General features: G+C 60.8%; 18 protein-coding genes. 8 read left to right on the top strand and 10 right to left on the bottom strand.

What is annotated here, in order from left to right; all coding sequences use genetic code 11:
* Positions 1–7: 7 nt before the first annotated feature.
* Genes flgL through fliW form a run of 3 tightly spaced genes read left to right on the top strand, consistent with a single transcriptional unit; the run spans position 8 to position 2,520 of the window.
* A complete protein-coding gene (gene flgL / locus BMZ24_RS02965) occupies positions 8–1,825 on the top strand; it encodes a flagellar hook-associated protein FlgL (RefSeq protein ID WP_092189102.1) in 1,818 nt (605 codons plus the stop codon).
* A gap of 9 nt (positions 1,826–1,834) precedes the next feature.
* Entirely contained in the window at positions 1,835–2,071 is a 237-nt protein-coding gene (gene csrA / locus BMZ24_RS02960; protein ID WP_092189101.1) for a carbon storage regulator CsrA, read from the top strand.
* Positions 2,050–2,520, top strand: coding sequence for a flagellar assembly protein FliW (gene fliW / locus BMZ24_RS02955; protein ID WP_092189100.1), 471 nt, complete (start codon positions 2,050–2,052; stop codon positions 2,518–2,520). Before csrA ends, fliW begins: the two co-directional genes overlap by 22 nt.
* A 54-nt stretch (positions 2,521–2,574) precedes the next feature.
* On the opposite strand, the gene flgM is transcribed toward fliW, so the two are convergent.
* On the bottom strand, positions 2,575–2,877 hold the full coding sequence (gene flgM / locus BMZ24_RS02950; protein WP_092189098.1) for a flagellar biosynthesis anti-sigma factor FlgM: 303 nt from the start codon (positions 2,875–2,877) through the stop codon (positions 2,575–2,577).
* 78 nt (positions 2,878–2,955) lie between these two features.
* Complete coding sequence (locus tag BMZ24_RS02945; protein ID WP_092189096.1) at positions 2,956–3,372, bottom strand: DVU0524 family FlgM-associated protein; 417 nt, start codon at positions 3,370–3,372, stop codon at positions 2,956–2,958.
* Positions 3,373–3,521: 149 nt separating this feature from the next.
* Here BMZ24_RS02945 and BMZ24_RS02940 point away from each other — a divergent pair, with 149 nt between their 5' ends.
* The 4 genes from BMZ24_RS02940 (at position 3,522) to BMZ24_RS02925 (ending at position 6,492) form a co-directional block, all read left to right on the top strand.
* Positions 3,522–4,370 (top strand): NAD(+)/NADH kinase, encoded by an 849-nt coding sequence (locus tag BMZ24_RS02940; RefSeq protein WP_092189094.1) that lies wholly within the window; start codon positions 3,522–3,524, stop codon positions 4,368–4,370.
* Between the two features lie 169 nt (positions 4,371–4,539).
* Positions 4,540–5,061: a hypothetical protein gene (locus tag BMZ24_RS02935; RefSeq protein WP_092189092.1), complete on the top strand. Its 522-nt coding sequence runs from the start codon at positions 4,540–4,542 to the stop codon at positions 5,059–5,061.
* A gap of 22 nt (positions 5,062–5,083) precedes the next feature.
* Positions 5,084–5,749: a hypothetical protein gene (locus tag BMZ24_RS02930; protein WP_244150270.1), complete on the top strand. Its 666-nt coding sequence runs from the start codon at positions 5,084–5,086 to the stop codon at positions 5,747–5,749.
* Between the two features lie 35 nt (positions 5,750–5,784).
* Entirely contained in the window at positions 5,785–6,492 is a 708-nt protein-coding gene (locus BMZ24_RS02925; RefSeq protein ID WP_092189088.1) for an RluA family pseudouridine synthase, read from the top strand.
* Here the strand turns inward: BMZ24_RS02925 and BMZ24_RS02920 are convergent.
* The 5 genes from BMZ24_RS02920 to BMZ24_RS02900 all read right to left on the bottom strand — a co-directional run bounded on the left by BMZ24_RS02920 (position 6,480) and on the right by BMZ24_RS02900 (position 12,980).
* A complete protein-coding gene (locus BMZ24_RS02920; RefSeq protein WP_092189086.1) occupies positions 6,480–7,235 on the bottom strand; it encodes an amino acid ABC transporter ATP-binding protein in 756 nt (251 codons plus the stop codon). The two genes, BMZ24_RS02925 and BMZ24_RS02920, sit on opposite strands and share 13 nt — an antisense overlap.
* On the bottom strand, positions 7,232–7,912 hold the full coding sequence (locus BMZ24_RS02915) for an amino acid ABC transporter permease (RefSeq protein ID WP_092189084.1): 681 nt from the start codon (positions 7,910–7,912) through the stop codon (positions 7,232–7,234). The genes BMZ24_RS02920 and BMZ24_RS02915 overlap by 4 nt, the downstream gene beginning before the upstream one ends.
* A 56-nt stretch (positions 7,913–7,968) precedes the next feature.
* Positions 7,969–8,709 carry a glutamine ABC transporter substrate-binding protein GlnH gene (gene glnH / locus BMZ24_RS02910; protein WP_092189082.1) on the bottom strand — a complete coding sequence of 247 codons (741 nt, stop codon included), beginning with the start codon at positions 8,707–8,709 and terminating at the stop codon, positions 7,969–7,971.
* 989 nt (positions 8,710–9,698) lie between these two features.
* A complete protein-coding gene (gene hypD, locus BMZ24_RS02905; protein WP_092189080.1) occupies positions 9,699–12,059 on the bottom strand; it encodes a trans-4-hydroxy-L-proline dehydratase in 2,361 nt (786 codons plus the stop codon).
* A complete protein-coding gene (locus BMZ24_RS02900) occupies positions 12,060–12,980 on the bottom strand; it encodes a glycyl-radical enzyme activating protein (protein WP_092189078.1) in 921 nt (306 codons plus the stop codon).
* A 299-nt stretch (positions 12,981–13,279) separates the two neighbouring features.
* On the opposite strand from BMZ24_RS02900, the gene BMZ24_RS02895 reads away from it, so the two are divergent.
* Positions 13,280–13,549: an RNA recognition motif domain-containing protein gene (locus BMZ24_RS02895; protein ID WP_015774533.1), complete on the top strand. Its 270-nt coding sequence runs from the start codon at positions 13,280–13,282 to the stop codon at positions 13,547–13,549.
* A gap of 636 nt (positions 13,550–14,185) precedes the next feature.
* Here BMZ24_RS02895 and BMZ24_RS02890 read toward each other — a convergent pair.
* From BMZ24_RS02890 to BMZ24_RS02880, 3 genes are read right to left on the bottom strand one after another with little or no spacing between them, the layout of a single operon-like run.
* A complete protein-coding gene (locus BMZ24_RS02890; RefSeq protein ID WP_092189076.1) occupies positions 14,186–17,284 on the bottom strand; it encodes an efflux RND transporter permease subunit in 3,099 nt (1,032 codons plus the stop codon).
* Positions 17,285–17,288: 4 nt separating this feature from the next.
* Positions 17,289–18,470 (bottom strand): efflux RND transporter periplasmic adaptor subunit, encoded by a 1,182-nt coding sequence (locus tag BMZ24_RS02885; RefSeq protein ID WP_092189074.1) that lies wholly within the window; start codon positions 18,468–18,470, stop codon positions 17,289–17,291.
* A 21-nt stretch (positions 18,471–18,491) separates the two neighbouring features.
* Positions 18,492–19,859 (bottom strand): efflux transporter outer membrane subunit, encoded by a 1,368-nt coding sequence (locus tag BMZ24_RS02880; RefSeq protein ID WP_161949014.1) that lies wholly within the window; start codon positions 19,857–19,859, stop codon positions 18,492–18,494.
* Positions 19,860–19,917: the final 58 nt, after the last annotated feature.

Below are 19,917 nucleotides of genomic sequence, written 5' to 3'. Positions count from 1 at the left end.
GCGGGACATGCGCGTATCCCTTCGTAACCAGTACAGCAATTTTCTGTACAATCTGCAGGACACCCAGTCCAAGCTCATGGATTTGAACATGCAGGCTTCCAGCCAGAAGCGCATCAACAACCCCTCCGATGACCCGGTGGGCACTGCCCGTGTGCTCAATTACCGCTCTTCCCTGGCTTCCATCGACCAGTATCGCTCCAATATTGACACGGCCAAGGGCTGGCTCGGCCTGGCCGATGAATCCATGATCCAGGTCAGCACCATTTTGACCAAACTCAAGGGGCTGGCCGAACAGGGCGCTTCCGGGACAATGACCGCTTCAGACCGCGAGGCCACCTCCTACGAGGTCCGTCAGCTTTTCAGCCAGTTGGTCAATCTGGGCAACACCCGTTTCGAGGGCAACGCCATTTTTGGCGGCCAGAAATTTGACGAGAGCGCCTTCGAGGAGGCGCTCATGGTTTACGACCAGGACGGCAACAGCCTTGGCCTGGCCACGGGCTTGGCCAGCCACAGCTTCGTCGTCCAGTTTCTGGGGGCCGAAGGGACGGTCGTCCCTGTGAGCGGGAGGCCGGATTGCCGGTTCAGCAAGGATGGGGGCGCGACCTGGGAAACAGGGACATGGGACGCCAACGGAACGTTGAATTTGGGCGGGGTCAGCGTGAATCTGCCTTCAAACCATGAAGTGACGCTTTCGCCTCCCTCCAACACCTCGGTGTCGCAGGGCTCTTGGCTGACTATCGCGCCCACGGCGGTGTACAAGGGCGATCATGAGTCCCAGTCTGCGGTGCTTTATACAGCGGGCGATCCCGACGTTGTCGCTCAGCCTCTTGGTGGGTTCGAGAAGGATGTGAAGGTTTCCGTCGCGGCGGCGGGGGCGAATCTGGACATCACCGTTTCGGCCGAGGTCAACGGGACGACCGAGTCATGGACCACCACTATTCCGGATTCAACCTCCTGCATAGTGAATACGCCTTACGGTCAGGTGCGCTTGTCCGGCTCGGATCTCGAGGGAGCCGCATTTGAAGTAAAAGCCGGATCCACGGGCGTCATTCAGATGGGGGTGGCGGTCAACGCCGAGGGACGCGGGCTTTTTTCAAGTGACGTAATGGTACGTATCGAGGAATCAATTGTGCTCGGCACGTCCGCCACTGAAAAAATCAAATATTCTTATAGTATCGACGGAGGGGTGAATTGGTCCGAGGGGCATACGGCTTCTAATAGCCCCGTTCCAACTCCTACCACGCCTCCTGATCCTCCCGCTGTTCCTGCTCCGGTCGAGCTGCTGGTGCCCGGCGGCAAGCTGGTGCTTACGACGCGAGGTGCCGAGGCCTCGCTCGTCAAGAACGCCCAGTTCGTCATCCATCCCCAGACGGCGGCCCACAACGTGGAGATTTCCGCCGGGCAGTATTTGCGGCTCAACAATGTCGGAGCGGAAATTTTTGGTGGCTACTATGAAAACGGGACTCAGCCGGTGTTCTCGGATTCCGACGTGGGCAAGAACATCATGGTCACCGTGGGCAAGCTGGTGGCCGCGCTTGAAAACAATAACCAGCAGGGCTGCGCCGAGGCGCTGGACGGCCTGAAGACCGGCCACGAATATTTCACCACCCAGCTGGCCTCCGTGGGTGCGCGGGAAAACCGACTCGACGTGGCCGACACCGTTCTCTCCGGCCTTAAACTCAACGAAACCGAGCGCATGAGCAATGTGGAGGATGCGGATCTGGCCACGCTTCTGACGGAGCTGGCCAACCAGCAGCTGTCTTATGAGGCGGTCCTCAAATCCTCGTCCATGATCATGAAGATGAGCCTGGTCAATTATCTGTAGGAAGGGGTTATGCTCATACTCTCTCGTCGCCCCGGAGAAAGCGTGCATGTGGGTGATGACATCAAAATCACTATTTTAAGCATCAAGGGGCAGCAGATCAAGCTGGGCCTTGAAGTGCCGGAACACATGCCGGTCTACCGGGAAGAAATCTACCTCAAGGTGCAGACCCAGAACGCCTCGGCCCTGGAACTCGATAACAACGATCTGATGATGGCGGCAGCAATATGGACAAGCAAAGACAAATAATAAATTCACGCATCGGGCAGCTGGTCGTTTCCTCGGACAAGACCATCCGGTTTCCTCGCGGCATCATCGGCTTCGAGTCCCTGCGGGAATTCGCCCTGGTGGAGTTCAAGCCCGGAACCCCCTTTCATTTCCTGCAAAGCATGGAAGTGCCGAGCATGGGCATGATGCTCGCCGACCCGTTCTCGTTTTTACCGAACTATGAGATTCGGTTGGCCGCGGCCGAAGAGCGGATTTTGAAGGTGCGCAGCATTCACGATCTGGTCATAATGGTCAGCGTGACCGTGCCCAAGGGCGATCCGCAGGGCAGCACCCTCAACCTGACCGGGCCCATCTGTGTCAATGTCCCGGAACGACTGGGGCTGCAGTCCCCGCAAGTGGAATCGGGATTTCCATCCCAGGTCCTGCTGCGCGACCTTGGAAACGAGGACAGGCGTTTGGCCAATTCATGAAAAAAGCCTGGCCGGGTCACCGGTCAGGCTTTTTCTGTTCGAGTCGCAAATGGGTCAGCCCCAGATGTCAAGCTCCTGCTGGAGCAGGCTGGCTGCGATATCCTTGCCGCTTGCACTGTACTCTCCCGCCTCTATCCGGGCCTTCACGTCGGCGACCTTGTCGGCTCGCACCCCGTCGTTTTCCTGGGCAGCCTTGAGCATGCTCATCTTGAGCCGCGCTTCATCCGAAATGGAGATGCGATCGGTTCCGCCGTCCGGATTGGCGACGGTCTTCTGGTGCTCCTGGCGCTGCTGCTCCAGCTGGTCCAGTCGTTGCGATTCGTAGCCGCTGAAAGATTTGATGGTGTTGATCGACATTTTCCGCTCCTGCCGGGGTTTCCGGCTGCAATGGCTTGATCCTCATGTGGACGACATGCGCCCGCCCAAGAACAAGGCCTAGAGCATTGTTTCGTTGACCCGGGTCAAGGCGATTTCCCACAACCGGCGCATGAAAGCATCCTTTTCGCCGTTGGTCAATTCCGCGACACCCTGGTCTGTTTTTTTCAATATCTGGAGGCCGTTTCCGTCGGACGGGTACCTGAAAAGCACATCCTGCCCGAATTCCTTGGCCATCTGTGTCTTGATTTCGCGAACGACCGGGTTCGTGGTGTCCGATCCGATGAGGTTGTTCACGATCTCGCCTGCGACCTTTTCGACCAGTTGGCGTCTTTTGGCTTCCTTGGAAATGGAAACGGAATCCTCTTGCCCGGCGCGGTCCATGTATTTCTTGAACCTGGCAATGCGCCGACCCGCTTCTTGGTGCTGGTCGTACGTGCGCATCACGTTTTTGACGAGAAAGGGATTCACTGTCACAGGGCGTACCTCTTACTTCACCCTATCGGCCACTTGTTCGCGAACTTTAGTTTTATTTGCAAAAAAGTTTGTCCCCGCCCATAGCCCGCCCCAAGCGAACATTGCCCCTCTCCTTGAATACGCGAGACCTTTTGCTTACACTCCCGCAAATGGGAAAAATCATCAGCAAAATAGTCATTGTCCATAACGTCGAGAACGAACTTGCGGCCAACATGGCCCGGCAAATCCGGCGCTGGCTCGTGGGCGAGGGGCGCTCGGCGCGGATTGTCGCATCTTCCAAGGAAGAGGTCCACTGCGTTTCGACCTGGGGGGATGCGGACATGATTCTGACCCTGGGCGGCGACGGCACCCTGCTCGCCGTGGCCCGGGCCGTGCAGGATCTGGGTGTCCCGATCCTGGGCCTGAACCTCGGCAAAGTCGGGTTTCTTACGGAGCTTTCGCCCACGGACTGGCGCGAATCCCTGACGCTCATTCTGCGTGGGGAGTACGACATGTCCCAGCGGCTGGTGATCAGCTTTCATGTGCTCCGGCGCGGTCAGGAGTATTATCGGGGCTACGCCATAAATGATCTGGTCATCAGCTGCGGAAGCCTGGCGCGCATGATCAGGCTGGACATGTGGTACGGCAACGACCACCTGGGCACGGTGCGGGCCGACGGCATGATCGTGGCCACGCCCACGGGCTCGTCGGGTTATTCCATCTCCGCGGGCGGGCCGCTCATCTATCCGGAGCTCAACGTCTTCGCTCTGACCCCCATCTGTCCCTTCCTGCACGCCTTCAGGCCCATGGTCCTGCCGTTCGAGAACGACCTGCGCATCCTGGTCCTCGACGCCGACCCGGATGTCTATCTGACCCAGGACGGCCAGACCGGCGTGGTCCTGGCCGCCGGAGACAACATCTTCGCCTCCAGAGCCGAAAAAAGGCTCAACCTGATCCGTCCCCTGCATTCCCAATATGCCCACAAACTCAAGTCCAAGGGGTTCGTGCGCGAGAGTTGACGGGTTTTGATTTTCCTCTGCTTCGATTGACTGAACGGGTTTTTCAAGGATGGTCCTGTCATCTTTGAATTCCCGTCTTACCGAGCGCTCACCAAACATGCTTGTTGGCGAAACATTCCGAGATGAAAACGGGCTTGCTCTATTCGCGATTCGCGAATAGAGAATTCGCATGTTGAAGCCGCAAGATATCGTGATCCTGCTCAAACTTTCTTTGGAGCCTGACCGCCCGTGGTCGTACAATCAGCTGGCTTACGAGCTGCGCATGAGCGCTTCCGAGGTGCACAAGGGGATTGGGCGGGCCGAACATGCCGGATTGTTCAACAGGCAGCAGAAAAGGCCGCACCGCATGGCTTTGGACGAATTCCTCCTGCATGGCGTGAAGTATGCTTTTGCCCCGGACCTCGGGCCTGTCACGAGAGGGATTCCCACCGCTTTCTCAGCTCCTGTTGTGCATTGCGAACTGTCTGCCCGGGAGGGGGAGATGGATGTGTACGTGTGGCCTTTTTCCGAGGGCAACGTTCGTGGCATCGGTTTGTCCCCCTTGTACAAATCTGTCCCCGAAGCGGCCGTGGGTGACGCGGGTCTCTACGCCGCCTTGGCGTTGCTGGATGCCATCCGGATCGGCAGGGTCCGGGAGAAGCGGCTTGCTGAACGATTGCTCTCGGAGATGCTCGACCGTGCGACGACATAGGGAAGCATGCCTGGAGCGCATCGTGGAAGTCGCAACATTGCTTGGTGATCTGGCCGAGGAAGTTGTTTTTTTGGGTGGCGCGGTGGCGGGACTTTTGATCACGGACCCCGCAAGCCCGGCGATACGCCCAACTCTTGATATTGACGTCCTCGTCGAGGTTGGCACGCTTGGGGAGTATTACAGATTTCAGGAGAGATTGCGGCAGAGGGGCTTTCTGGAAGCTCTCGGAGAGTCAGTTATCTGCCGTTTCAGGCATGGCGCGCTGATACTTGATGTCATGCCAACGGATCCCGATATTCTTGGGTTTGCCAACCGTTGGTATGTATACGCCGCCAGGGATTTTCGGATTATGGCTGTGAATTCGGCAACGCTGCGGGTTGTGAGCCCGGCCAGTTTTCTTGCGACCAAGCTTGATGCGTTCCATGGTCGTGGAAACGGCGATTTTATGCTCAGTCACGATATGGAAGATATTATCGCGGTCATTGACGGGCGTCCCGAAATCGTCCGGGATATATCCACGGCGGAGTTCGAGGTGCGTAACTACCTGCGGGAACAGTTTGCTTCGCTTCTCCAAAATCGATTCTTTCTGGATGCGCTTCCCGGATATCTCCCGGGAGACGCCGGAAGCCAGCAGCGCCTCCCCATTCTTCTGGAACGCCTGGCCCGGCTCGCAGTCAAAGCCCCTTAAATTATTTGAAACTATTTCCCCTTCAAGGACAAACCATGTGTGCTTCCCTGCGTACAGTCTCCCGTCATCTGCCGCCCGGCCTGGTCATCATTCACGAAGACCGGGACATCATCGTCGTGGACAAGCCCGCCGGAATGCTGACCATGGCCACGGAGGCGGAAAAGACGCGTACCGCCTATTACGCCCTGACCGATTACGTGCGCAAGGGCAACGCCAAGTCCAGGTACAGGATTTTCATTGTCCATCGCCTGGACCGGGAGACTTCCGGGATTTTGCTCTTCGCCAAGACCGAGGCGGCCAAACGCACCCTGCAGGATCAGTGGGAGGATACCACCAAGATCTACGCTGCCGTGGTGCACGGGCAAATGGACAAGGCCTCGGGCACGGTCATCTCCCATCTGGTGGAGAGTGGTGTGCACAAGGTCTTTTCCACTCGCGACGCCAGGCTCGGCAAGCTGGCGCAGACCGCCTGGACCGTGGTCAAGGAGAAGGGGGGATATTCGCTTTTGAGGATCGAACTGCTGACGGGACGCAAGCACCAGATCCGGGTGCAGATGGCGGATCTGGGGCATCCGGTGGCCGGTGACCGGAAATACGGAGGCAAGGGGGACAATTTTTCCCGCCTGGCGCTGCATGCCGCTTCAATCAGCTTTGCGCATCCGTTCTCGGGTCAACGCATGACCCTTGAAGCGCCGATGCCGACCATATTCGCGCAACTGGTGGGCCGGGCTCAGTTGCCCTGACCCTGCATTTCCCGGCAGGTGCCCACGATCTTGCCCAGAAAGTCGCGCAGGCGCGGATTTTTCGGGTTGCTGAAGAATTTGTCCGGGGTGTTTACTTCCTGGATCACACCTTCGTCGATGAAGATGACCCTGTCCGCCACCTCGCGGGCGAAGCCCATCTCATGCGTGACCACGATCATGGTCATACCCTCGGCCGCCAGTTTTTTCATGACTTCCAGCACTTCGCCGACAAGTTCCGGGTCCAGGGCCGAGGTCGGCTCGTCGAAGAGGATGACCTTGGGTTGCAGGGCCAGGGCGCGGGCGATGGCCACGCGCTGCTTCTGTCCGCCCGAGAGCTGCTCCGGGTAGGCCTGGGCCTTGGAGCCGAGGCCCACCTTGGCCAAAAGGTCATGGCCCAGGTGTTCGGCATCGGCACGGGGCATTTTGCGGACCTTGACCGGTCCGAGGATCACGTTGTCGAGCACGGTCATGTGCGGGAAGAGGTTGAACTGCTGAAAGACCATGCCCGCTTCGGTGCGCACGTAATTGATGTCTGTCCGAGGGTTCATGATGTCGTGTCCGTCGACGATCACCGTGCCCGCGGTCGGTGTTTCCAGCCGGTTGATGCAGCGCAGCACGGTCGATTTGCCCGAGCCCGACGGTCCGATGATGCAGACCACCTCTCCCGAGGCCACGGTCAGGTTGACTCCTTTCAAAACTTCCAGGTCGCCGAACTTCTTGTGCAGGTTCTTTATTTCAATCATGCGCGCTTTCCGCTGGTCTTGTTGATGAGTCTGTTCTCAAGAATCTTGAGAGCCTTGGCGATGCTCATGGTCATGACCAGATAGACCATGGCCACGGCCATATAGACCTCGAACGCCCGAAAATTGACGGCCACGATCTCCTGGCCGGTCCGCAGCAGTTCGCCCACGCCGATGACCATCAGTAGCGAGGTATCTTTGAGGCTGATGATGAACTGGTTGCCAAGGGGCGGGATCATGCGTTTGAAGGCCTGCGGCCAGATGATGTAGCGCATGGTCTGGGCCCGGGTCAGGCCGATGGAGCGTCCTGCTTCGGTCTGGCCGACATTGATGGACTGGATGGCCCCGCGCACGATCTCGGCGATGTAGGCGCCGGAGTTGATGGCGATGACGATGACTCCGGCGATGAGCGGCGGGATGCGCAGGCCCACGGCCATGGGTACGCCGTAATAGAGGAACATGGCCTGCACCAGCATGGGCGTGCCGCGAATGAGCTCCACATAGAGATCGGCGAGCTTGCGGACGAAAAAGGGGCGGGCCAGCTTCATGAGGCCCGTGGCCACTCCGAGAAGAAAGCCGAAAAACAGGCCGCCGATGGTCAGGTAGATAGTGTACCAGACTCCGCGCATGAGCATGGGCAGGGTGTCGATAACGACGCTTGGTTCGAATTGAAAGGCCATGGGTGTCTCGAAATGGAGGCAGGAAGATCCTGCCTCCATGGATGATTTAAGAGGGATTACTTGGGCTCGGTGCCGAACCACTTGATGTACAGTTCGCGGTAGGCGCCGCTGTCTTTGAGCTTCTGGAGCGCGGCGTTGGTCTTGGCGACCAGATCGCTGCCCTTGGGAAAGCCGATGCCGTAGGACTGACCCATGTACAGGGGCCCGACGATCTTGGCCTGACCCTTGCCCACGGTGCGCACGAATTCGGAGATGACCGGGGAGTCGAAGATGACTGCATCGGCGCCGCCGGCGAGCAGTTCCATGAACATGGCGTCATTGTTGGGGAAAAGCTTCACTTCCTTGGCTCCGGCTTCCTTCTTGGCGAAGTCCTCGCTGGTGGTGCCGAGCTTGGTGGCCACGATCTTACCGGCCAGAGCCTTCACGTCGGTGATGTCTTCGTTGTCGGCTTTGACCAGGATCAGAAGGCCCGCGTTGTAGTAGGGGTCGGAAAAGTCGACGACTTCGGCGCGCTCTGGCTTGATGGTGATGCCGGCGATGCCGACGTCAACCTGGCCGGACTGCAGGCCGGGGATGATGCCGTTGAAGTCCATGGGCTGCAAGTCGTACTCGGCGCCGATTTCCTTGGCGATGGCGTCCCAAAGCTCCACGTCGAAGCCGGTGTGCTTGCCGCTCTCGGGGTCCTTGAATTCAAAAGGCGGAAAATTGGTATCCGTGGCCACGACCAGCTTTTTGGCTGAAGCGGTGGTCGCGCACAGAGCCAGGGCTAAAACGGCGAAAAGCAGGATGCGTTTCATGGAGCCTCCTTGATGATGGATGAGAAGAAACGGGTTTGGCCACTATGGCGGAAAATCGTCCTTGGCATGGGCCAAAATGACGGAAAATGCAAGAAGGTTGGCAGAATCGGAACGATCGGTTCTCTGGGAGGAACGGGCTGGGGGCGGGGAGTGGATTTGGTGCTGGATGCGGAGGGCGCGTGTCGGTGCGGTCCGGGCAAGGTCTGCCGGAACTCCTTCGCTGGCCTCGTAATGCTTCCCGTCCTTGAGCTTTTGGCATCCTTGCGCGCTTTGTCCGGCACGCGGCCGGGAAGCAAACGATGCCTGGCTCAGTCAAACAGCCGACAGCCCTCGCCCGGACCACGCCGACACGCTTGAGGCGATGTGGATGGATTGTGAAGGGAGGGGACGGGGTACTGGGGGCTGTCGGAGATAGGGATTTGGCGCTGGATGCGGGGGGGCGCGTGTCGGTGCGGTCCGGACAAGGTCTGCCGGAACTCCTTCGCTGGCCTCGTAATGCTTCCCGTCCTTGAGCTTTTGGCATCCTCGCGCGCTTTGTCCGGCACGCGGCCGGGAAGCAAACGATGCCTGGCTCAGTCAAACAGCCGACAGCCCTCGCCCGGACCACACCGACACGCTTGAGGCGATGCGGACGGGTTGAGAAGGATGGGAGAGGGGTGCAGGGGGCGAGGCTCCTGTTTGTCGAAGGCATGGAATTGGCGCGGGATGCGGGGGCGCGTGCCGGTGCGGTCCGGGCGAGGCCTGCCGGAACTCCTTCGCTGGCCTCGTAATGCTTCCCGTCCTTGAGGTTTTGGCATTTTTGCGCGCTTTGTCCGGCAGGCGGCCGGGAAGCAAACGATGCCTGGCTCAGTCAGACAGCCGACAGCTCTCGCCCGGACCACGCCGACCCGCTTGAGGCGATGTGGACGGGTTGAGAGGGATGAGGACAGGTTGAAAGAATGTGAATGGGGTGCAGGGGACGAGTCCCCTGCCCGCCGGAGGCATTTCTTTCAGGCCGTTTCCTGCTCCGTGCGCCGGATGATTTCCTCCTGGTGATCCAGATCCAGGTCCACGAAGTAGTCGCTGTATCCGGCCACGCGGACCAGCAGGTTGCGGTGCTCGTCGGGACTGGCCTGGGCCTGGCGCAGGGTGGCCGTGTCCACCACGTTGAACTGGATGTGGTGGCCGCCGAGGCGGAAATAGGTGCGCACAAGTTGGGCGAGTTTGTCCAGATCCTGATCGGTTTTGAGGACGCCGGGCAGGAAGCGCTGGTTGAGGAGGGTGCCGCCGGATTTTATCTGATCCATCTTCGAGAGCGACTTGACCACGGCCGTGGGTCCGTTTCTGTCCGCGCCGTGGGAGGGCGAGGTGCCGTCGGACTCGGGCAGTCCGGCCAGGCGGCCGTTGGCCGAGGCTCCGAGCATCTTGCCGAAATAGACGTGGCATGTGGTGGAGAGCATGTTCAAGTGGTATTCGGTGCCCTTGGTGTTGGGGCGGCCGTCGATGGCCGTGAAGAGTGAATCGTAGATGCGGCGCATGATGTCGTCGGCCCGGTCGTCGTCGTTACCGAAGAAGGGGGTCTTGTTCCAGAGCTTCAGGCGCAGGGCTTCCGATCCTTCGAAATTGGATTGTAGGGCCTGGGCAAGTTTCTGCATGGGGACGGTCCCGGCGTCAAAGACGTGGGTCTTGATTGCGGACAGGCTGTCCGTGACCGTGCCGATGCCGCAGCACTGGATGTAGTTGGTGTTGTAGCGCGGGCCGCCGTCGTAGTAGTCCCGGCCCTTTTCGATGCAGTCGTGGATGACCGTGGACAGGAAGGGCGCAGGGGAGTGGGTGGCGTACATGCGCTCGATGTAGTTGTTGACGCGCACCTTGAGGTCCACCACCCAGTCCAGCTGGCGGGTGAAGGCGTCGTAGAGGTCGTCGAAGCTTGAAAAATCGCGGGCGTCGCCGGTCCGGGGGCCGATCTGGCGGCCGGTGAGCTGGTCGCGTCCGTCGTTCAGGGCCAGTTCCAGGACCTTGGGCACGTTCAGGTAGCCGGTCAGGATGTAGGCTTCCTTGCCGAAGGCCCCGGTTTCGATGCAGCCGGAGCAGCCGCCTTCGCGTGCGTCTTCCACGGTTTTGCCGACGCGCATCTGTTCCATGACCACGGCGTCGGTGTTGAAGACCGACGGGTAGCCACAGCCGTTTTTGATGACGCGGGCGGCGGCCTTCAGGAAGCGGTCCGGCGTCTTCTGGCTGATGTGCACGCTGGTCTGGGGTTGGAGGAGTCTCAGTTCATCGACCACTTCCAGGATGAGGTAGGAGAGCTCGCTCACCCCGTCGGAGCCGTCGCGCCGGAGGCCTCCGAGGTTGATGTTGGTGAAATCGTTGTAGGTGCCGCTCTCCTTGGCCGTGACTCCGACCTTGGGCGGGGCCGGGTGGTTGTTGACCTTGATCCACAGGCAACAGAGCAGCTCCTTGGCCGCTTCGCGGTTCAGGGTGCCGTCGGCCAGGCCTTTCTCGTAGAAGGGGGTGAGGTGCTGATCGAGGTGGCCGGGGGTCATGGCGTCCCAGCCGTTCAATTCGGTGATGGTGCCCAGGTGCACGAACCAGTACATTTGTAGCGCTTCCCAGAAGTCGCGCGGGGCCTGGGCCGGGACGCGGCGGCAGACCTCGGCGATGCGCGTGAGTTCGGCCTTGCGCGTCGGATTTGGCTCGGTCTTGGCTTTTTCCCAGGCCAGATCGGCGTGGCGCTGGGCGAAGACGATGGCCGCGTCGCAGGCGATGTCCATGGCCTTCAGCTGCTCGGCGCGGTCCGAGGCCAGGGGATCGTTCAGATAGTCCAGACGGCTCATGCGTTCGGCGATGCGCGCCTTGAAATCATGCATGCCCCACTCGTAGATCGTGCCGTCAAGGGCCGTATGGCCGGGAGCGCGTTGTTCCATGAACTCGGTGAAGAGACCGGCTTCGTAAGCCGCCCGCCATTCGTCAGGAATCTGAGAGAAGACGCGTTCGCGCATGGACCGGCCGGTCCAGTAGGGGATGACCTCGCGTTCGTAGGTTTCGATATCCTCGTCGCTGACATGGTAGCGGGTCATGGGCCGGGTCGCGAGTACGCGCAGGTCCGAGGCCGAGTGGCAGGTCAGCTCGGGGAAGGTCGGCACGCATTTGGGGGCGGGGCCGCGTTCGCCGACGATGAGTTCGCCGTCGCCGAGGTAAATGGTTTTCTTTTCGCACAGGTCCCTGAAGACCAGGGCTCGCAGCACCGGCAAGGAGTGTTTGCCATAATTCTCGCGGTAGAATCGGGTTTCCAGCAGGGCTCGCTCGATGGAAACGGACGGTTCGGCGGCGAAGCTTTCTTCGCGCAGGCGCATGATTCTGTCGTTCATCTATCCTCCGATACGGACCGCAAGTCCGCAGTGCCGTAGAATTTCCATGGCCCGGTCCAGGCTGTCTGGATCGGCCGCGGGGATTGCATCTCCCGGGTAGGGCATGCCGAGCTTGGCGTATTTGCCCCTGGCAGTGGCGTGGTAGGGGAGCACGTCGATGCTCTGGATTCCGGGCAGGGATGCGGCCAAAAGGCCTGTGCGGCGAATGTTCTCCGCGTCATCGTTGATTCCCGGTATGAGCGGCAGCCTGAGCCCGATCCGCGCCCCCGACTCTGCCAGCAGGCGCAGATTGGAAAGGATCGGGGCGTTGGATACGCCTGTTGCCCGGCGGTGGGCGTCAGGGTCCATGTGTTTCAGGTCGAAAAGGAAAAGGTCCGTGTGCCTGGCGATGCGTGAGATCGTCGCGGCGGATGCGAAGCCGCTGGTATCCACGGCGCGGTGCAGGTGCTGCTGTCCGCAGGCCATGAGCATGGCTTCAAGAAAATCCGGCTGGGCCAGAGGTTCGCCTCCGGAAAAGGTCACCCCGCCTCCGGTTCCGGAGAAAAAGGGGATCTCCTTCTCTATCTCGGCCATTACTTCGGACACGGCCCATGTCTTGCCCACGGCTTCGTGAGCCAGGGCCGGGCATGTCTCGGCGCAGACCCCGCAGGTGGTGCAGGTCTCATTGTCTCTGACCACGCCTGTCAGTCCGGGGCGCAGGGCTCCTTGCGGGCAGGTTTTCAGACATTCCCCGCAGCCGACGCATTTTTCCGGGAGGTGCACCATGACCGGCGCGGCCTCGATGCCTTCGGGGTTGTGGCACCACAGGCAGGACAGGGGGCAGCCTTTCAGGAAGACAGTCACGCGCAGGTCCGGCCCGTCGTGCAGGGCGTAGCGTTTGATGGCGAAAAGAGTGCCGGAAGGGGAGGAAGCGCTGGGCATTGGTAATTAGTAATGCAAACCGTTATGTTTTTCAACGTGGAAACAGAGAATGTTCCCGGGGAAATGCCGGAATCAGGCGTGTTTGAAAAGATCGAAAAAAGGCATCTTTTTTAAGGGAACTTTTCAAATAAACTCTTGCCTCTTTTTTTAGAAATACGTATTTTCCATAGCCATGTATCAACCATTTCGGTTGGTGCGAGGTACGAGGAGACGGGAAGGGTTTTGGCCCAAAGGCGCGACAGATCCGATGGGAGACTCAACCTGGATTTTTCAGTTTTTTTACAGGAGACAAGTGCATCATGTCGAAGAACATTTATGTCGGAAACCTGCCCTGGAGTGCCACCGAGCAGGATGTGGAAACGCTGTTCGCAACCTACGGCCAAGTTGCAAACGTTAAACTCATTTCCGACCGTGAGACAGGCAGAGCCCGTGGATTTGGTTTTGTGGAAATGGAGAGCGGCGCTGAAGAAGCCATCGCTGCTCTGGACGGCGCCGATTACGGCGGACGTTCCCTGAAGGTCAACGAAGCCCGTCCCCGTCCCGAGCGTGAACGCCGGCCCAGATGGTAGTCGCGTCGATCTGAGCCTCTAAACCCTGCCTTGCAGGGTTTTTTTTTGCTGTGTGGCCGGTTGACTTACGCGCACCTGCCCGCATCTTCCCTCCCCCTGATATTCCGTGATCGAAGAATTTGAACTCACGCCAGTTGCCGGTCTGAATTTTAATCGCCTTGAATTCATTGATAATTATTTGCCAGGCTGTTTTTTTGACGGCAGATGGTGAAAATCTGAGTCACGAAAAAATGCTCAAGAATTGAACAGAGTGAGCTTTTCGGACCGTCGCGGCAGCTGCGTGGTGCCGATGCAGCCAATCAGTAGAGTCTGATCAGGTTTGATCAAATGATTGGAATTTTTGTGAATTCTGTATCCGGTGGCCGAGAGGCACTTTCTGTGCCGTCTTTGGCAGTCCATGAACAAAGTGCGTTGGGACGCATCGCATTTTTAGCCGTCTTACGCCCCGCCCGGTCTCGTCTCGTCTTTTTTATCCTCGTGTTCTTCAGCCTCTTCTCCCGGAAGAGGTCCGCGCGCACCTCAAGGGCGGTGTCCCATGCGACGTTCGCCGCTGGCCACGCCGTCCATCCAGAACCAGCCCAGCGCTCCGGCCGCGGCGGCCAGCAGGATCAGCACTCCAAGTTCCATTTGTCCTCCTTATTTGACAAGAGAGCGCCCGAAGCGCTTCAGGTCTTCGAGCACCATATAAAGGGACGGCACGATTCCAAGGGTGATGAAAGTGGAGAAGACAATGCCGAACCCAAGCGACAGGGCCATGGGGATGAGGAAACGCGCCTGGCGCGAGGTTTCCCAGATCATGGGCGCGAGACCGCCGAAGGTGGTCACCGTGGTCAGCAGGATGGGCCGGAAGCGTTGCACGCTGGCCTGATGAATGGAGGCCAGGGCCGATTGACCGACCCGCCGTTTGCCGTTGGCGCAGTCGATGAGCACCAGGGATGCGTTGACCACCACCCCGGACAGGGCCACGATGCCGAAAAGTGACACCAGACTCAGGCTGTAGCCCATGACCAGATGTCCGAACACGGCGCCGACGATGCCGAAGGGGATGCTGGTCATGATGATCAGCGGCTGCACATAGCTGCGCAGCGGCACCGCCAGCAGGGCGAAGATGCCCAGGCAGGCCATGCCAAGTCCGAGCAAAAGCGCCCCGACCCCTTCCTTGATGTCGGCCTGCTTGCCTTCGAAGCTGAACTCCAGACCCTGATAACGGTCTTGCAGTTTTGGCAGGTATCCGTCTTTGATGGCGTTTATGATCGCGGCGGCCTCCGAGGGCGGGGTCACGTCGGCGGTCACGGAGATTATCCGGCGGCCGTTGCGCCGGTCGATGCTGGTGTAGGAGTGCCCCTTGGTGACATCGGCCACTTCGCGCAGCAGCACGCTTGTGCCGGCAGGGGTGCGCACCAGAAAGTCCTCGATGTTTTGCAGGGAGACGCGCTCGCCCTCCGGCAGACGGACCATGACCTTTATTTCGTTGCGTCCGCGCTGCTGGCGCAGTGCCTCGGCTCCGTAAAATGCAGCCCGGATCTGGCGGGCCACGTCCTGGGAGGTCAGCCCCAGGCTGCGCCCCTCCGGCCGGATACGGAAGTCGAGCTGCGTCTTTCCGGCGGAAAATCCATCGTCGATGTCCGACACCTGGGCGTAGGAACCGAGTTCCTTGGCCAGATCCTCTCCTGCTTTTTCCAGGATTTGGGTGGAGCGGTGCGAGAGTTCGATGGTCAGGGCCGCGCCGGAACCCGGGCCGCCGCGATCCGATTCGAATTTGAGATATTCGGCTCCGGCGATTTCGCCGACGCGTTCCCGCCAGAGTCTGGTGAATTCCGCCGTGGGCAGGGTGCGCATTTCCGGCGGGGTCAGAAAGACGCGCACCGAGCCCTGGTGTCCGCCCGAGCTCGTCCCGACCTGGGAAAAGATTCCCTCGACCAGCTCATCCCCGCCGTGTTCACGAGCCAGCTCGTCGGCGATGCCGACCATGCGGTTGATGGCCGCTTCGGTGCGGGCCACGGGCGAGCCGAAGGGCATGGCCAGTTCGACGTAGGCATAATCCGACTCGACCTTGGGGAACATGACGATGCCCATGCGTCCGCTGGCCACGTATCCCAACGTGGCCAGAAGCACCGCAACGGCGATGGCCAGGGTCAGATAACGCAGGCGTATGGTCAGCATGAGCAGGGGCGAGATGAAGTTGTTCACCACGCGCATGAACCCGGCACTGAATTTGGCCTGCCAATTGTGCAGGAAGGACAGCCTGGATTTGCCTCCGGACTTGAGGTGCCCAAGGTGGGAAGGCAACACGAAGAGACTTTCCACCAGGGAGATGAGAAAGACGCTGACGACAACCGCCGGGAGCACGCCGAAAACGCGTCCCAGGACGCCGGGCACGAAGAGCATGGGCACGAACGCGACGACGTTGGTCAGGACAGAGAAAGTCACGGGCATGACCACCTCCCGGGCGCCGCTGGTGGCGGCCTTGAGGGAGGAGAGCCCCTGTTCCTTGTACTGATAGACGTTTTCACCGACCACGATGGCGTCATCGACCACGATGCCGAGGGTGATGATGAAGGCGAACATGGAAACCATGTTGATGCTCACGCCAAGCCCCGGAAGGATCAGGAACGAGCCCAGGATGGAGATGGGGATGCCCATGCTGACCCAAAAGGCCAGGCGGATTTCCAGGAACAGGGCCAGGAGGATGAAGACCAGGCAAAGACCCATGAGGCCGTTGCGGGTCAGCAGGTCCATGCGTTGGCGAAAGATGTCCGAGCTGTCGTTGCGTTTGGCCAGGTTCACGCCCGGCGGCAGGATTTGCTTCAGCCGCTCCATGTGCCGCTTGACGGCATTGGAAACGGAGATGGGCGTCTGGTCCCCGACGCGGTAGATGTCCAGCAGGATGGCCGGCTGGTTGTTGTAGAGGGCGAAGAGGTCAGTGTCCTCGAACCCGTCGGTGATGCGGCCAAGGTCCTCAAGGCGGACCATCGAGCCGTCGGAGGAGCTGATGATGGGCAGGTTCGCGAACTCCTTGCCCAGTTCGCGGCGGTCCTTGACCCGGACCAGGATTTCACCCTGGCTCGTCTTGACGCTGCCTCCGGGCAGCTCCAGGGCGGAGTTGCCGATGATCTCCGCCACCTGCCGCAGGGTCAGGCCATGCGCGCGCAGGGTGTCCTGGGAAATTTCGATGCTGATCTCAAGGTCGCGCGCGCCGCTCAGGTCGATCTGGGTGATCTCCGGGTCTTGGAGCAGGTCGTCGCGCACCGTTTCGGCCATCTCGCGCAGGATGCGCTCTTCCATGTCGCCATAGATGGCGATGGACATGGTCCGGCGGCGGTTGGAGGCGATGACCACCCGCGGCGTCTCGGCATCTTCCGGGAAAGAGGAGATGCGGTCGACCTCGCCTTTCACGTCCTGGGCCAGGCGTTCCATGTCGGTCCCTTCCAGCGCCTCGACCGTGACCGTGCCGGCGCCTTCCACCGAGGAGGAGGTGACCTTCTTGATTCCGTCCAGTCCCGTGACCCGCTCCTCTATGGCAAGGACAATGCCCTTCTCCACTTCCTCGGGGCTCGCTCCGGGGTAGGCCACGGTCACGGTCACGATTTCGGACTCGAATTCGGGAAAGACTTCCTGCTTGATCCTGGTGGTCATGAGCAGTCCGCCGACAAGGCAGAGCAGCATGATCAGATTCGCGGCCACCGGGTTGGAGGCCATCCAGGCGATGGCGCCGTGTTGGATTTTGTTGCGCATGGCTCTACTTTTCCTGGCCAAGGCTGACAGGCATGCCGTCGATGGGGCTCGCCAGTTCGCTGGTCACGACGGTGTCGCCGGATTCAAGGCCGTCCGAAACAAGGACCGTGTCCGTGTCGCGCCACGCAACGGTGGCGGGCCGGATGGCCAGGGTCGCGTTGTGCACGGTCCAGACGGTGTCGTTTTCGCGTAGTGCGGCCCTGGGCAGGCGGATCACGTTTTCAAGACGCGTTCCCTCGATTTCAAGACGCACGTATTCACCCAGCAGAATGGGCGCGGGGGGGGCTTCAAGGGGCGCGGGCAGCGAGACCTGCACCCGGGCCAGGCGCCCCTGCTCCTCCAGATCCCCGCGCAGGCGCAGGATGCGGCCCGTGCGCTCGGCGCCGCTGGCCTGGGAACGGATGCGAACCGCCGAGCCGGGGCCGTCTTTTCCGGGCAGGGTGATCCAGGGCAGGCGGTCCACCGGTATGGCGGCCTCGACCCAGAATTCACGGGTGTCGACAAGGGTGGCCAGGGTGTCGGTGATGGAGACCCTGGAGCCGATCTCCACGTTCTTTTCCAGCACGAGGGCGGTGAACGGCGCGGTCACGGTGGTCCGTTTCAGATCGAGCCGGGCCTGATCCAGGGCCGCCTCGGCCTGCCGAACCTTGGCCCGGGCCTGGGCGAGTTGCGGTTTGCGCAGGGCCAGATCCGGACTCTCACCGGCGTTGCCCGTGATTCCCAAAAGCTCCCATTCGTGCCTGGCCACCTGCTGGTACCCAAGTTCAAGTTCCAGCGCGGCCTTGGCGTTTTCAAGCTCCGCCTCCCTGCTGGTCACTGCCAGACGAAAATCCTCGTCCGCCAAACGCAGCAACGGACTGCCCCCGACCACCGTTCCGCCGGGCACGAAGGCCGGAGAAATCTCGCGGACGACTCCGGCCACTTCGGAGCGGATCAGGGTCTGGCGTGCGGGCACGACGGTGCCCAGCGCCTGGACTACAGCCGTCTGGGGTCCCGCCGTGACGGTGGTTGTCTCGACCAGGGGCGCGATGACCACCAGCGGCCTCTGGGGAGGCGTGGGCCGGGTCTTGATGAAACGGACCGCGACAAAGATTCCGGCTCCGAGGAAAAGAAGGGACAGAAGAACGACAAGAAGCTTGACTTTGGACGGCAGGGGTTTGGTGCTGTCGCATTCGGGTATGATCATGGCTTTTTCGCTTTGGTTTTTTCAGGATGCATCGGGGAAAGAAGATCTCCAGCCCTTGCCCAGCGCCCGGCAGAGTCCTGTCTGCAGGGTCAAAAGGGAGGCCTGTTCCCTGATATGGGTGCGCTCGAGCTGCTGCAGCTTGAGGAGCAGGGAGAGGACGGTGTCGTAGGCGAGCACGCCGTTGCGGTAACGGACCTGGGCGCTGGTCAGGGCGGACCGGGCCGCGTCGCGCTGGGTTTCCAGGGCGCGCACCAGTTCGATTTGTCTGAGCACGGCGTTTATGCCCGTATCCACCTCAAAGAGCGCCGTGAAGACGGTCTTTTCATAGGAGGCCAGCCGCTCCCGGCGCACGGCTTCCTGTCGTTTCACTTCGGCCCGGCGGCTGCCGCCGTCGATGATCGGAGCTGTCAGGGAGGCGGCCAGGTTGGCCAGCCAGTTGTCGAAGATGCGGCTTGCGTCCCCGCCATTGTGCTCGAAATTTCCGGTCAGACGCAGGGCCGGCATGCGGTCCGCCCGGGCGGCGGCCAGGTCCCAGCCCGATTCGAGCAGCCGTTGCCAGGCCGCGCGGATGTCGGGCCGCTCAAGCAGCAGCTCCGCCGGAAGCCCGGCCCTGGTCAGGGGCATGGGCATCGGGAGATCGGCCGCTCCGGCGAGATCCATCGTGCCCGGCGCCTTGCCGAGGAGCAGGTTGATCCGGTTTTCAAGGCGCACGGCCTCGGATTTCAGGGGGAAAATCACGGTCTCGGTCTGGGCGATGGCCTCGCGCTGTTGCAGCACGTCCAGGGCCGAGGCCAGAGAGTTGGCGAAGCGCAGCTCAAGGGTGGAGAGGATGTCCGCGTTGGTGCGCTGCTGGCTTGCCAGCACGGCGAGCTGCTGCCGGGTCGAACACAGGGATATCCAGGCCCCCGCGATTTCGCCGCTTAAGGTCAGGGCCGCCGTGCGCAGATCGTCGCGGCTGGCCATGACTTCCAGGGTGTCGGCCTGGCGCAGGGCCCTGACCCGTCCCCAAAGGTCGAGTTCGTAGCTGGCGGCGAGTCCCAGTCCATAGGCGTCGCTTTCGATCTGGTTTTTGGTGTCGAGCTTGGTCCAGGTTCGCGTTGCGTCGGCGCTGGCGCCAAGGGTCGGCCAGAGGGCGCTGCCGGTCTTTTCAGCCGCGGCCTGCGCCTGATCGAGCCTGGCCAGGGCAGTGCGCATGTCCGGAGCGGAGCGCAGGGCCTCGTCCATCAGGGCGTTCAGGTCCTCGCTTTGCAGGTCCCGCCACCACTGGTCGGCCGGATCATGTTCTCCAGCTTCAAGCCGGTAGGCCTGGGGCAGCTCCTGCACGGCCGGGGGGACAGGAGCGAAGGCGTGACATCCCGTCAGGAGAAAAAGAAAAACAAGAAGCCTCATGCAATTTGCTCCGGGAGGAGTCGATGGCGGAAAAGTCCTGCTAAGCATGAACATTGGC

The sequence above is a fragment of the Desulfomicrobium norvegicum genome, assembly GCF_900114595.1.
Taxonomy (GTDB): Bacteria; Desulfobacterota; Desulfovibrionia; order Desulfovibrionales; family Desulfomicrobiaceae; genus Desulfomicrobium; species Desulfomicrobium macestii.
The sequence above is the reverse complement of the archived record's forward strand: the minus strand, read 5'-3'. Positions and strand labels throughout refer to the sequence as shown.

What these genes read in the sequence shown, in the direction of transcription:
- fliW (WP_092189100.1), top strand. Translation starts at nt 2,050, where the DNA reads ATGGACAAGCAAAGACAAATAATAAATTCACGCATCGGGCAGCTGGTC.
- BMZ24_RS02895 (WP_015774533.1), top strand. Translation starts at nt 13,280, where the DNA reads ATGTCGAAGAACATTTATGTCGGAAACCTGCCCTGGAGTGCCACCGAG.
- flgL (WP_092189102.1), top strand. Translation starts at nt 8, where the DNA reads ATGCGCGTATCCCTTCGTAACCAGTACAGCAATTTTCTGTACAATCTG.
- flgM (WP_092189098.1), bottom strand. Translation starts at nt 2,877, where the DNA reads ATGTCGATCAACACCATCAAATCTTTCAGCGGCTACGAATCGCAACGA.
- hypD (WP_092189080.1), bottom strand. Translation starts at nt 12,059, where the DNA reads ATGAACGACAGAATCATGCGCCTGCGCGAAGAAAGCTTCGCCGCCGAA.
- BMZ24_RS02925 (WP_092189088.1), top strand. Translation starts at nt 5,785, where the DNA reads ATGTGTGCTTCCCTGCGTACAGTCTCCCGTCATCTGCCGCCCGGCCTG.
- BMZ24_RS02920 (WP_092189086.1), bottom strand. Translation starts at nt 7,235, where the DNA reads ATGATTGAAATAAAGAACCTGCACAAGAAGTTCGGCGACCTGGAAGTT.
- BMZ24_RS02880 (WP_161949014.1), bottom strand. Translation starts at nt 19,859, where the DNA reads ATGAGGCTTCTTGTTTTTCTTTTTCTCCTGACGGGATGTCACGCCTTC.
- BMZ24_RS02885 (WP_092189074.1), bottom strand. Translation starts at nt 18,470, where the DNA reads ATGATCATACCCGAATGCGACAGCACCAAACCCCTGCCGTCCAAAGTC.
- BMZ24_RS02935 (WP_092189092.1), top strand. Translation starts at nt 4,540, where the DNA reads ATGTTGAAGCCGCAAGATATCGTGATCCTGCTCAAACTTTCTTTGGAG.
- BMZ24_RS02915 (WP_092189084.1), bottom strand. Translation starts at nt 7,912, where the DNA reads ATGGCCTTTCAATTCGAACCAAGCGTCGTTATCGACACCCTGCCCATG.
- BMZ24_RS02940 (WP_092189094.1), top strand. Translation starts at nt 3,522, where the DNA reads ATGGGAAAAATCATCAGCAAAATAGTCATTGTCCATAACGTCGAGAAC.
- csrA (WP_092189101.1), top strand. Translation starts at nt 1,835, where the DNA reads ATGCTCATACTCTCTCGTCGCCCCGGAGAAAGCGTGCATGTGGGTGAT.
- BMZ24_RS02890 (WP_092189076.1), bottom strand. Translation starts at nt 17,284, where the DNA reads ATGCGCAACAAAATCCAACACGGCGCCATCGCCTGGATGGCCTCCAAC.
- glnH (WP_092189082.1), bottom strand. Translation starts at nt 8,709, where the DNA reads ATGAAACGCATCCTGCTTTTCGCCGTTTTAGCCCTGGCTCTGTGCGCG.
- BMZ24_RS02900 (WP_092189078.1), bottom strand. Translation starts at nt 12,980, where the DNA reads ATGCCCAGCGCTTCCTCCCCTTCCGGCACTCTTTTCGCCATCAAACGC.